Consider the following 14598-nt stretch of genomic DNA (forward strand, 5'->3'; position numbering starts at 1 on the left):
TCCATGGCTAACTAAATATAAATGTTGTATAATACCAGTTGCTATTAAATATTAATATAGGAGATTCTATGGGAAAAGAATTATTTAACCCCCATTTAAACAAATTTTCGATTCGAAAATTAAATGTCGGAGTTTGCTCGGTATTATTATCTACCGTTTTCCTTTTAGGTACTGCGGCTACAGTCAATGCAGATGAAACTGCCAGCGGAACTGTAGATGATAATATCTCACTGCCAGAAAAACCGACGGACTCTGCTGTCAGTCAGCCTGCTAATGAAAATATAGCAACATCTGCTGTTTCTGAAACAGCTAACTCAGAAGCAAGTGCGGATCAAAATCAGCTGGTAAGCCCAGCTGCAGCTCCAGAGCAAGCGACACCTGAAAAGGCACAAGAAGCTAATCAAACAGCTGAGACCTCTAATGAAGCAGGACCTGCTGAAGCTAGTCGGACTCGCTCTTATTCAGTGCAATATACGCCAAAACCAAGTTCTGCAGCTATGCCTAGGTCTGAACGTAATGGCCAGCCGATGGAGAGAGGAACATCATTCCGTACTACCAGTCCTGCTGGCCAAGCTAGTTCTGCTATACAAGATGCAACAGCTAATCCTACAGTTTCTAAACCAACACTGGAAGAATCTGTAAGAAAACGCTCTGATGAGTTGATGAAGCAGGTAAACTGGCTAGATTTTGGTGATACGAAATCACTGAGAAATCTAGATAGAGATGGCTCCTTTAAAGTTGGAACGGTTTATGAAAAAGAGATTTCTCCGGGCTATGTAGTCAAACTGACCGTGACGGAATTGAAACCTTTCTATGCGACCGAAATCTATCGTGATCGAGTAAAGGGAACTGAGTACGAAAGCACTTATGATCCCAATGCGAAAAATACTTGGCTTCAGTATAACAATAGTAATAATTATGCTTATCAGTATTGGTATGGTGATGATTACCGTCCTAAAATTACTGGTGCTGCTCAGAATCAATGGTCTGCTATTAAGTCAGAGGGAATTGATACTAAAGGTCGTAAGACCCAACTGCAGGTTCCTAAAGATGAAGCCAACTATGGTGTGAAATTCAAAGTTGAAGCTAGATATCGTGGGAAGCCAGTTAAAGCAACTGTTGTCATGGCTGATGGAGAAGAGGCAAACCCTGGTGAGTACGCTATCTTTACAACCAATGGTAAGGGTTGGGAACATTTGGCTGAGTGGAAGCGTACAGTTACAGACGCAAATGGTGTGACTACTGAGATTACAGAAACCTATAAGCCGATGAAGCCTACTACAGAAGGACAATTTATTGGAAATGACGGTACTGGGGTTCATTGGCAAGCCTATGTCAGTCCTGACCAAAAGACAGGCGGATTGGGAAGTCAAGTATTTGGACCGAACGTTTCTAGAAACAATACAATTCCGCTTGTCATGACACGTGGTGCATCAGAGGTTGGTATTTACATAGCTTCTTCTGGTCAGCAGGCTGCGATGATTGGTTTTATGGCAATCGATGAAGGTGATGCACCGGATTCCTATGGAAAAGCTATCCATGCTATTTCAAGATACAATGCAGAAACTGGCGGTCAAAATCCACAGCCATTCTTGGGCCGTGTTGCGGCTGATATTGATACCACATCTGGAAACAACTGGAAGCATGACGATCAGAATGATTTAGCCGATGAAGGTATTAATCAGCTCTTGTCTGATGATTTAGTCGGGAAAACCAATGGTCTTTTTCCAGTCAACCGTCTGCATGACGGAGATTATTCTCTCCGCATCCATGCTTCGGCTAATGGATACGAAAAAGCCTATGTTCGCGCCTGGATTGACTTCAATAATAATGGTGTCTTTGACGAAGACGAAGCCAGTGAATTTACCGAAGTAACAACTGCGGGAGATTATACTGTCAACTTTAAGAAGAATCCAGCTATGACCAATCCTGAACTTAGCAAACTGGGAATGCGGATTCGGATTGCCTTGAACAAGGGAGATATTGAAAAGCCTACCGGAACTGCATTTAGTGGTGAGGTGGAAGACCTAGAAGTTGAACTGACCTATCCACCAAAAGGTGAGAAGAAGGAAAGTACTGGAATCCGTGATCAGAGACAGACAGCCACTCTTCATTTTACTCCGCAGGGGATTGCTCAAAATACTGAAAATAAGAAAGTAGCGATTGATACTACTAAAGCTCCGATTGTATTGGATGCGAGAGGAAATGCCCTGACAGCTGATGCAGAAGGCTGGTATAACACTGCTGAAGGCCGTTATAAAGTAACTGCAAACGGTGCTGATGTAGATGTGGTATATGAGCCTAAGGCAGGCTTTATCGGCACAGCTCAGGGGATTAACATCCGTCGTTTTGATACTAACGGCGCAAGTACGGATTGGATTGCCAAGAATCAGGCTGAACCAGTCATCAATGATCAACTGAATACGATGGATGGACGCTATGTGCCAACCGTGCTCAATGTTCCTAAGTATGAAACAACGGATGCTCAAGGATTAACGCAAGAAAATACGCCTGTCTTTAATGATGGTGATGCTGGCAAAACTCCGGCAAGTCCGACGGCAGCAAATCCAGTGAAATTTGTGAAAGCAGATGGAACGACTACAGATGATACTAGAGTTCCAGCTTCATCAAATGGTCAGGAAGTTGGTCGTTTTGAAGTCCAAGCTGCAACAGGTAAAATTACTTTCAAACCAAACAAAGACTTTGTTGGTACTGTAGACCCTGTGTCTGTTCGAATGATTGATGGCAAAGGTATTCCGCATCAAGTTGTTTATCAGCCAAAGGTGACTCCTGTTAGACCATCTGCTCAAGGTGCCAGCAGCGAGGGCATTCAAGGTGCAGTTCAGACAGGGCAATTGACCTTCAGTCCAGGCAATAATCGTGTGCCTATTGATAGCAAGAAGTTGCCAACCTTTGATAATGACAGCCAAACTAAAACAGTTGCTGGTGTCGGCAATTATCAGGTGGATAATCAAGGCCTAGTTACCTTTACTCCACTGCCGACTTATGCTGGACGTCCAGCGGCAGAGACTGTCAAGCGAGTAGATGTCAATGGAACAGAAGTAACAGCTACCTATCAGGCTGATGTAAAAGCAGCAACACCAAGTGCAACGAATGCTGAAACCAGTGGTATACAAGGCCAAGTTCAGCGAGGAAAAGTCAGCTTTACAGAAGGTTCTGCGCAAGTCAACGGTCAAAAACAAACTGTGGCTTTTCCGGCTGGTTCCACTCCGCTCTTTGACAACGGTTCGACTGTTAAAGAAGTACCTACTGTTGGTAAGTTTGAAGTGGATGAGGATGGAAATGTAACCTTTACTCCAGAGAAACAATTTAAAGGCCTTACGCCAGACATCAGGATTACTCGTACAGATAGGAATGGCAGCACAGCTACAGCTATCTACAAGGCGACAGTCACTGCTGTAACTCCAACAGGAACAAACATTACAAGCACTGGTAAACAAGGCCGTCCACAGACAGGTAAGCCAAACTTTGTCAGTGGCAACCCAGATGTACCACTTGATAATGACACTCCTGCGACTTTCGACGACGGAAGCAAGCACAAGGTTGTTCCAAATGTTGGTATCTTTGAGGTGGCACCAGATGGATCTGTCACTTTCACACCTGACAAGCAATTTGTTGGTACACCAGATCCAGTAACAGTTAAGCGAGTAGATAAGAATGGTACTCCAGTAACGGCTAAGTACACGCCAACAGTTGAGAAAGTGACCCCAAGAGCAACAGGCGCTCAGACAAAAGGCCCTCAAGGTCAAGTTCAAAAAGGCAAGGTTACTTTTGAACCAGGAAGTCCTCAAGTTGGTTTCCCGGAGAACAGCACGCCAGTCTTTGATACTGGCACGAATGTGAAAGAAATTGCCAAGGTCGGTAAGTTCGAAGTGGATGGAGAGGGTTATGTCACCTTTACTCCAGTCAAAACCTTTGTCGGTAAGACGCCAGAAGTCGAACTCAGTCGTACAGATGTCAACGGTACATTAGCCAAGGCCAAATATCGAGCGACTGTGACCGCTGTGACTCCGACGGGAACTGGAGATCAGACAGAAGGTCCGCAAGGCCAAGTTCAAAAGGGCCGTGTAACTTTTAAAGCTGGCGATCCAAAAGTCGGATTCCCAGCCAACAGCACGCCAGTCTTTGACACGGGTACGAATGTCAAAGAAATTGCCAAAGTCGGTAAGTTTGAAGTAGATGCGGAGGGCAATGTCACCTTCACGCCAGACAAACAGTTCAAGGGTGAAACACCAGAAATTAGCATTTCTCGCAAAGATGCAAATGGTATTGCCGCGAAAGTCACTTATATCGCGACGGTTACATCTGTAACTCCTACAGGAACTAATGTGACTAGTACTGGCCCTCAAGGTGTCCCTCAAACGGGTACCCCGACTTTCCAAGGTGGTGATCCGCTAGTTCCGATTGATGAAGCAGTCAAGCCAAGCTTTGACGATGGCAGAAAGGAAAAAGTAATTCCAGGTCAGGGAACTTACACCATTGCACCAGATGGCACAGTGACCTTCACGCCAGAGAAGCAGTTTGTAGGAAAGCCAGATCCAATCACAGTGAAGAGAGTTGATAAGAATGGTACACCAGTCACTGCGACTTACAGTCCAGAGTTTACCAAGGTGACTCCAACTGGTACTGGTGATAAGACAGAAGGATTGCAAGGTCAGGTTCAAGAAGGTCATGTCACCTTCACGCCTGGTCATGCTTCTGTACCATTCCCAGCTGAAACAACTCCACTCTTTGACAATGGTTTGACTGTTAAAGAGATTCCAACCGTTGGTAAATTTGAAGTGGATGCCAATGGCAAGGTGACTTTCACGCCAGACAAGCAGTTTAAGGGAACCACTCCTGAGCTGACATTGGTTCGAGCTGATGTGAATGGCACTCCTGTCACCGTCAAATACCAAGCTGTAGTGAAAGAAGTGGTTCCAACGGGAACAAATATCACCAGCACTGGTGAGCAAGGCCGTCCACAAACAGGCAAGCCAAACTTCGTAAGTGGCACTCCGGGAGTACCACTGGATAATGACACTCCGGCTACTTTCGACGACGGAAGCAAGCGCAGGGTTGTTCCAAATGTCGGTATCTTTGAAGTGGCACCAGACGGTTCTGTTACCTTTACTCCAGATAAGCAATATGTTGGGACGCCAGATCCAGTTGTTGTTAAGCGAGTGGACAAAAATGGCACTCCTGTGACGGCTAAGTACACACCTACAGTTGAGAAAGTGACTCCAAGAGCAACAGGTGCTCAGACAAAAGGCCCACAAGGCCAAGTTCAAACAGGCAAGGTTACTTTTGAAGCAGGAAGTCCGCAAGTCGGCTTCCCAATCGACAGCACACCGGTATTTGATACTGGTACGAACGTCAAAGAAATTGCCAAAGTCGGTAAGTTCGAGGTTGATGCGGATGGTAATGTTACCTTCACACCAGTCAAATCGTTTGTCGGTAAGACGCCAGAAGTTGAACTCAGCCGTACAGATATCAACGGTACAGCAGCAAAAGCCAATTACCAAGCGATTGTGACCGCTGTTACTCCGACAGGTACTGGTGACAAGACAGAGGGCTTGCAAGGTCAGGTTCAAAAAGGTCATGTCACCTTCACACCAGGTCATGAATTAGTTCCATTCCCAGCAGGCTCGACTCCGCTATTTGGTAACGGAAAAAATATTAAAGAAGTACCAAATATCGGTAAGTTCGAAGTAGATGCTGATGGCACTGTGACCTTCACTCCAGACAAACAGTTTAAGGGTGAAACACCAGAATTAGGAATTATTCGTGTGGATGTCAACGGCACTCCAGTAACAGTCAAGTACCAAGCGGTAGTGAAAGAAGTAACTCCGACAGGTACTACCGTTACCAGCACCGGTCCTCAAGGTGTTCCACAAACAGGAACTCCAATCTTCAAAGCTGCGGACCCACTAGTTCCAATCGATGAGACTGTTGAGCCAACCTTTGCAGATGGAAGTAAGGAGAAGAAGATTCCAGGTCAGGGAACATACACCATCACTCCAGATGGCGCAGTGACCTTCACACCAGACAAGCAGTTTGTAGGTAAGCCGGACCCAATCACAGTTAAGCGAGTGGACAAGAACGGCACACCAGTAACGGCGACCTACAGTCCAGAGTTCACTAAAGTAACTCCAACAGGTACCAATGCAACTAGCACAGGCCCTCAAGGTCTTTCTCAAACAGGAACTCCAACCTTCAAAGCTGCGGATCCGCTAGTTCCGATTGATGAAACAGTCGAGCCAACTTTTGAAGATGGCAGCAAGGAAAAGACCATTCCAGGCCAGGGAACGTACACCATCACTCCAAATGGTGCAGTGACCTTTACTCCAGACAAGCAATTTGTAGGTAAACCAGATCCAATCACAGTGAAGCGAGTGGACAAGAACGGCACTCTAGTGACGGCAACTTACAGTCCAGAGTTTACTAAAGTAACTCCAACAGGTACTGGTGATAAGACAGAAGGCTTGCAAGGCCAGGTTCAAAAAGGTAAGATTACTTTTGAAGCGGGAAGTCCGCAAGTAGGTTTCCCTGAGAATAACACGCCAGTCTTTGATACTGGCACGAATGTCAAAGAAATTGCCAAAGTCGGTAAGTTGGAGGTTGATATGGAGGGTAATGTTACCTTTACTCCAGTCAAAACCTTTGTAGGCAAAACTCCAGAAATCGAACTCAGCCGTGCCGATGTCAATGGTACAGTAGCTAAGACTAACTACCAAGCGACTGTGACTGCTGTAACTCCAACAGGCACCGGTACTAAGACTGAAGGCTTGCAAGGTCAAATTCAAGAAGGACAAGTCACCTTCACTCCAGGCCATGATTCAGTTCCATTCCCGGCTGGTTCGACTCCGTTATTTGACAATGGTACATCTGTGAAGGAAGTGCCAAATGTTGGTAAGTTTGAAGTGGACGCAGACGGCAAAGTGACCTTCACACCCGACAAACAGTTCAAGGGTGAAACGCCAGAACTTGAATTGACTCGTGTAGATGCCAACGGAACCCCTGTTACAGTTAAGTACCAAGCGGTAGTGAAAGAGGTAGCTCCAACAGGCACCACCTCAACCAGCACGGGCCCACAAGGCCGCCCTCAAACAGGTAAGCCAAACTTTGTCAGTGGCAACCCAGATGTACCACTGGATAATGATACTCCAGCTACTTTTGATGATGGAAGCAAACGCAAGGAAGTTCCAAATGTCGGAATCTTCGAAGTAACGCCAGATGGATCTGTTACTTTCACACCTGACAAGCAATTTGTTGGGACACCAGACCCAGTTGTTGTTAAGCGAGTAGATAAGAATGGTACACCAGTGACGGCTAAGTACACACCAACTGTTGAGAAAGTGACTCCAATAGGTACTACCGCAACTAGCACTGGCCCACAAGGCCTTCCTCAAACGGGTACTCCAACCTTCACAGGTGGTGACCCACTAGTTCCGATTGATGAAACAATTGAGCCAAGCTTCGACGATGGCAGCAAGGAAAAGACTATTCCAGGTCAGGGAACTTACACCATTACTCCAGATGGCTCAGTGACCTTTACTCCAGAGAAGCAATTCGTTGGCAAACCTGACCCAATCACTGTGAAACGTGTGGACAAGAATGGTACGCCAGTGACAGCAACTTATATACCAGAATTCACCAAGGTAACTCCAACTGGTACTGGCGCCAAGACAGAAGGTCTTCAAGGCCAAGTCCAAGAAGGCAAAGTGACCTTCACGCCTGGTCATGATTCAGTTCCATTCCCAGCTGGTTCGACTCCGTTATTTGACAATGGCTCTTCTGTCAAAGAAGTACCAAATGTTGGTAAGTTCGAAGTGGACGCAGACGGTAAGGTTACTTTCACTCCAGATAAACAATTCAAGGGTGAAGCGCCAGAACTTGAATTGACTCGCACTGATGTCAATGGTACCCCTGTTACAGTTAAGTACCAAGCAGTAGTGAAAGAGGTAACTCCAACAGGTACCACCGTGACGAGCACTGGCCCACAAGGTCTTCCGCAAACTGGCACTCCGACCTTCAAAGCTGCGGACCCACTAGTTCCGATTGATGATACTGTTGAGCCAACCTTTGCAGATGGCAGCAAGGAGAAGACTATTCCAGGTCAGGGAACGTACACCATCACTCCGGATGGCGCAGTGACTTTCACACCAGACAAGCAGTTTGTAGGTAAACCAGATCCAGTCACAGTAAAACGAGTGGATAAAAATGGCACACCAGTGACAGCTAAGTACACACCAACTGTTGAGAAAGTGACTCCGACAGGCGCCGCCGCAACCAGCACCGGTCCTCAAGGCCTGCCTCAAACGGGTACTCCAACCTTCACAGGTGGTGATCCACTGGTTCCAATTGATGACTCAGTCGAGCCAAGCTTCGACGATGGCAGCAAGGAAAAAAACATTCCAGGTCAAGGAACGTACACCATCACTCCAGATGGCGCAGTGACCTTTACTCCAGACAAGCAATTTGCAGGTAAACCGGACCCAATCACAGTGAAACGTGTTGATAAGAACGGCACTCCAGTAACGGCAACTTACAGCCCAGAATTTACCAAGGTAACTCCAACTGGTACTGGTGTCAAGACAGAAGGACTTCAAGGTCAAGTTCAAGAAGGCAAAGTAAGCTTCATCCCAGGCCACGACTCTGTTCCATTCCCAACTGGTTCGACTCCACTGTTTGATAATGGTTCTGCAGTCAAAGAAGTACCGAATGTTGGTAAGTTTGAAGTAGATTCGGAGGGTAATGTCACCTTCACGCCAGACAAACAGTTCAAGGGTGAAACGCCAGAACTTGAATTGACTCGCACTGATGTCAATGGTACCCCTGTTACAGTTAAGTACCAAGCGGTAGTGAAAGAGGTAACTCCAACAGGTACCACCGTGACGAGCACTGGCCCACAAGGTCTTCCGCAAACAGGCACTCCAACTTTCAAAGGTGCGGACCCACTAGTTCCGATTGATGAGACTGTTGAGCCAACCTTTGTAGATGGAAGCAAGAAGAAGACCATTCCAGGTCAGGGAACTTATACTATTACTCCGGATGGCGCAGTGACCTTCACTCCCGACAAGCAGTTTGTAGGCACACCGGACCCAATCACTGTGAAACGAGTAGATAAAAATGGTACACCAGTGACTGCGACCTACAGTCCAGAGTTCACCAAGGTAACTCCGACAGGTACTGGTACCAAGACAGAAGGTCTGCAAGGTCAGGTTCAAAAAGGTCAAGTGACTTTCACGCCAGGACATAAATTAGTTCCATTCCCAGCTGGTTCAACTCCACTCTTTGGTAACGGAAAGAATATTAAAGAAGTGCCAAATGTTGGTAAGTTCGAAGTGGATGCGGATAACAAGGTGACCTTCACCCCAATAAAACAATTCAAGGGCGAAACATCAGAACTGGGATTAATTCGTTTAGACGCTAACGGAACTCCTGTTATTGTCAAATATCAAGCAATAGTGAAATCAGTAGTCCCAACTGGTAAAGATGCGACCTCTACGAATATCAAAGGTCATGTTCAAACTGGGAAACCTGTCTTCGAGGCAGGTGATCCATTGGTTCCAATTGATGAGTCAGTTGAGCCAAGCTTTGAAGACGGAAGCAAGGAAAAGACTATTCCGGGTCAGGGAACTTATACTATCGCACCAGATGGTACAGTCACCTTCACTCCAGAAGCTGATTTCCTTGGTCAGGGAAGCGGTGTGACCCTTGTCCGTCGTGATAAGAATGGCAGCTCAGTGACGGCTCGCTATGTTCCAACCGTGGTTGAACCATCAACCAGCAAGAACAGTGTGTCCAGCGGTCGCAAGGGTCAAGCTCAAACGGGCACGCCAACCTTTGAAGGGGCGATTGACCAGGCAGTAGCACCGACCTTTGCGGACGGCAGCACCGAAATGGTTGTCCCAGGTGAGGGAACTTACAGGTTCAATATGCTGGGAGCAGTGACCTTTGTGCCGGAAGCCGACTTTGTCGGAACTGCTCGCGGAGTTGTCGTGAAGCGTTCAGATATTTATGGCAATGCCGTAACAGCGACTTATACTCCGACTGTATTGGGAAGCACTGATACTATAGACAGTGGAAGTACGGGGCTTAAAGGCCAGCCTCAGACTGGTAAACCTATCTTTGAAGGAGACGTGGATCCAACCGTTCCGCCAACTTTCGAGGATGGCAGCACTGAAAAGGCTGTTCCAGGCCAAGGTACTTACACGATTGCGCCAGATGGTACTGTGACCTTTGTACCGGAAACGGGCTTTGTCGGTCAAGCTGACGGCGTAACAGTGATTCGCAAAGACCGCAATGGTCAGACGATTTCAGCAGTCTACGTTCCGACTGTGACAGAAGATCCTGTTCAGCCGGAGCGGAAGATTACACCTGCACCGCCATCACTTTCTAAGAGTGAGGGTGCAAAATCCCTTCCTAAGACTGGTACAGAAGAAACCTCATACTTAGCTGCAAGCTTACTTGCGGGAGTATCAGGTTTGGGACTGATGGGCTTAGAGAAGAGAAAGAAAAAGTCTGAAGATTAAATGGTGAGAGCTTAGGTTTCAGACTCTAGATTGAAAGAGGAAAGATTCGTTTATGGATCTTTCCTATTTTTTGTTAAAAATAGACTATTTTTAACAAAGTGTCTAATTACAATGTTAGTTTCTTACAATAATAGTTATATATATGGATAACTAAAATAGAATAGTGTATAATAAAGGCTGGAATTTAAATGATTATTTAGGAGATTATTATGGGAAAAGATTTGTTTAATCCACACCTGCGTAAGTTTTCGATTCGGAAACTAAACGTCGGTGTTTGTTCTGTGCTCTTATCGACCTTGCTTCTTTTGGGAGCGGCAACGCAGGTTAGCGCTGATGAGACTGTTTCTTCTGGGACTCAAAGCGAGGTTTCTCAAAAAGGCATAGCTGATTCCTCAGTAAGTACTGCAGAATCAGTAAATTCACCAGCTGAGGAAAGTAAGCCAGACACTTTCGCGGCCCAAGCAGAAGATGCGTCTGCGGTAACGACTGTAAGGTCTGATTCAGTCGGCAAGTCAACAAGTGAGCAGCCGGGGGCAGAAACTACCTCTGCACCAGCTGTTGTTTCTGCAGAAGTTAAGTCTGAGGAGAACAACCAACCAGCTCCTGCTCAACCAGCAGCAGTCGCAGAGACTCCTCAGCCTAGTCGCTCTCGTCGGGTAAGACGGGATGCAGCACCTACTGGTCTGCGAGATGGTGATCCTAACAACACCATTGAGAAGCCTACTTTGGCTGATTCTGAAAAAAAGAACCCAACGGAGTTGATGAAGCAGATTAACTGGCTGGATCTTGGTGATAAAAGTGCCATCAGCAACTTAGATACGGACGATTCCTTTAAAGTTGGTACTGTTTATGAAAAAGAAATTTCACCAGGCTATCGTATCAAACTGACAGTGACGGAATTAAAACCCTTCCACTCAACAGAGATTTATCGTGACCGCGTCAAGGGTACTGCGTATGAAAACAGCTATGATCCGAATGCGAAAAACACTTGGTTCAGATATGTAAACGAAGACTATAAAAAGCAAGAAGCCGAAGGAGATTCAGCTAGACCGAAAATTATAGGAGCGGAACAGAATCAATGGACAGCCGTCCGAGACCAAGGGATTAACACCAATGGTCGAAAGACTCAATTACAAGTCCCTAAAAATGGTGCTAGCTACGGTATAAAATTCAAGGTAGAAGCGACTTACCTTGGAAAACCTGTAAAAGCAACGGTTATCATGTCAGATGGAGAAGAAGCCAACCCAGGGGAGTATGCTATCTTCACGACCAATGGCCAAGGATGGGAACACTTGGCAGAATGGAAACGTGTCCTGCCAGATGGTCGGGAAATTACCGAAACTTATGACCCAATGAACCCTAACAGATATGGTCAATATATAGGAGATAATGCGACTATACCTGTAATCGACTGGACTGCTTTTACTAATCCAGATCAAAAAACAGGAGGCTTAGGCTCCCAGGTCTTTGGTCCTAATACTTCTAAAGATCACACAGTTCCGATTGTGATGACACGAGGTGCTTCAGAAGTTGGAATTTATATTGCTTCTTCTGGTCAGCAAGCTGCTATGATTGGTTTTATGGTAGTTGACGAGGGGGATGCACCAGCTTCTTATGGAAATGCTGTTCATGCTATTTCTGGTTATGATGCCAATACAGGTGCAAGAACTCCTCAGCCATTCTTGGGTCGAGTTGAAGCTGATATTGATACTACTTCGGGTAATGACTGGAGACATGATGACGATACTGATCACGCAGACGAAGGGGTTGATCAGCTCTTGCCTTCAGATTTGACTGGTAAGACAAATAACCTTTTCCGAGTTAATCGTCTTCAAAATGGTGACTACTCAGTTCGCCTGCAAGCCTCTGCCAATGGCAATAGCAAGGCCTATGTCCGTGCTTGGATTGATTTCAATCAAAACGGTGTTTTTGATGAAAATGAGGCCAGCGAATTTACTGAAGTAACAACGGCTGGCGACTATACTGTTAATTTTAAGAATAATCCAGCGATGACCAATCCTGCAGTTAGCAAGCTGGGAATGCGGGTCCGCATTGCCCTGAATAAGGGAGATATTGAAAAACCTACTGGAACAGCCTTTAGTGGGGAAGTTGAAGACTTAGAAGTCGTCTTGACCTATCCGCCAAAGGGTGAAAAGAAGGAAAGTACGGGAATAATCGGCCAGCGTCAGAAAGCTACTCTTCAATTTACACCTCAAGGTATTGATCAAAATGATGAAAGCAAGAAAGCGGCTATTGATACAACTGTAGCACCTGTCGTTTTGGACAATGCAGGTCATACATTAACAGCAGATGGCGACGGTTGGTACAGTACTGCTGAGGGACGATATAAAGTAACAGCCAAGGGTGCAAATGTGGATGTGATATTTGAACCTAGCACTGGCTTTATCGGTACTACTCAAGGCATTAATATCCGCCGTGTCGATACTAATGGTGCAAGTACAGATTGGATTGCGAAGAATAATGGAGAACCTGTTATCAACGATAAGTTGAATAATATGGATGCTCGCTATATTCCGACTGTTTTGAATTTCACGGAACATCGTTCGACGGACGCACAAGGTTTGCCTCAAGTGCAAGATATTGTCTTTAATGATGGCAATCCTGCTAAGACACCTGCTCAACCATCTGCAACGAATCCTGTCTTTTTCTTGGATGCTGATGGCAATCGTATTGTTGGAACAAGCGCAAAGGCAACATCGCAAGGCCAAGAAGTGGGAATCTTTGAATTAGATCCAGCTACTGGGCGTGTGACTTTCACTCCAAATAAGTCATTTGTGGGAACGGTTGACCCTGTTAACCTACAATTGCATGATACCGATGGAATAGAGCACCGTGCAACCTATCAACCAACAGTAACGCGTGTTGTTCCAACAGCGCAAGGAGCAAGCTCTGAAGGTATTCAAGGTGCTGAACAATCTGGTAATTTGATTTTTGTGCCAGGTGATAATCGTGTGCCAATTAATGAGGCGGTCGCTCCAACTTTTGATAACGGTCAAACAACTAAGGTTGTTCCGAATGTCGGAACTTATATGGTTGATAACGCAGGTCGTGTAACCTTCCAACCAGTTCCTAGTTACACTGGCCGTCCAAGCGCTGAATCCGTTAAACGTGTTGATATGAACGGGACTGAAGTAACCGCTGCTTATCAAGCTGAAGTTAAGGCCGCAACTCCAACAGGTCAAGATACACAGACTGTTGGGCTTCAAGGACAACTTCAAACTAGCCAGCTTAACTTTACTCCAGGTCAAGCAACTGTTAATAACCAAACACAAACAGTCCCATTAAACCCAGCAGGACCACAATTCGTTGTGGATGGGCAGGTTCAACAGGGTAATACCTTGGCAGTTAGCGACGCAAGTGGCAAGCTACAAGGAACTTACACTGTTCAAGCTAATGGAGATATTAGCTTCCAACCTGCTCCTGATTTCTACGGAACGCCTACTCCTGCACATCTTCGTGTAAGGGATAAGAACGGTTCTACTGCAGATGCAGTTTATTGGCCAAACGTTACGCAAGTAACTCCAACTAGCACTGATGCGACTAGCACTGGTCCTCAAGGTGTGCCACAAACTGGCACCCCAAGCTTCCAAGGTGGTAATTCACTGGTTCCAATCGATGAAACAGTTGAGCCAACTTTCGAAGGTGGAAGCAAGAAGAAATCCATTCCAGGTCAAGGAACATACACGATTGCCTCAGATGGGGCAGTGACCTTCACACCAGAGAAGCAGTATATTGGTACATCAACACCAGTCACTGTGAAACGTGTAGATAAGAATGGAACTGAAGTAACCGCTACTTATACTCCGACAGTGACGAAAGTGACTCCAACTGGTACTAGTGCAACGAGCACAGGTCCTCAAGGTGTTCCACAAACTGGCATTCCAACCTTTGCGGGTGGTGATCTACTAGTTCCAATTGATGAAACAGTTGAGCCAACTTTCGGAGATGGAAGTAAGGAGAAGACTATTCCAGGTCAAGGAACATACACGATTGCTCCAGATGGCGCAGTGACCTTCACCCCAGAGAAGCAGTTTGTAGG

The 14598-nt window shown here is 46.0% G+C and carries 2 protein-coding genes; both read left to right on the forward strand.

Annotation, left to right across the window (positions count from 1 at the left end; genetic code table 11):
* The first annotated feature begins 68 nt into the window (after nucleotides 1-68).
* Nucleotides 69-10538, forward strand: coding sequence for a CshA/CshB family fibrillar adhesin-related protein (locus O3621_RS09665; protein ID WP_371514103.1), 10470 nt, complete (start codon nucleotides 69-71; stop codon nucleotides 10536-10538).
* A gap of 209 nt (nucleotides 10539-10747) precedes the next feature.
* The coding region (locus O3621_RS09670) for a CshA/CshB family fibrillar adhesin-related protein (protein ID WP_371514104.1) at nucleotides 10748-14598 on the forward strand (3851 nt) is incomplete at its 3' end.

Origin of the sequence: Streptococcus sp. 20925_1_22 (assembly GCF_041431685.1) — a bacterium.
In the GTDB taxonomy this organism is placed as follows: domain Bacteria; phylum Bacillota; class Bacilli; order Lactobacillales; family Streptococcaceae; genus Streptococcus.

What these genes read in the sequence shown, in the direction of transcription:
- O3621_RS09665 (WP_371514103.1), top strand. Translation starts at nt 69, where the DNA reads ATGGGAAAAGAATTATTTAACCCCCATTTAAACAAATTTTCGATTCGA.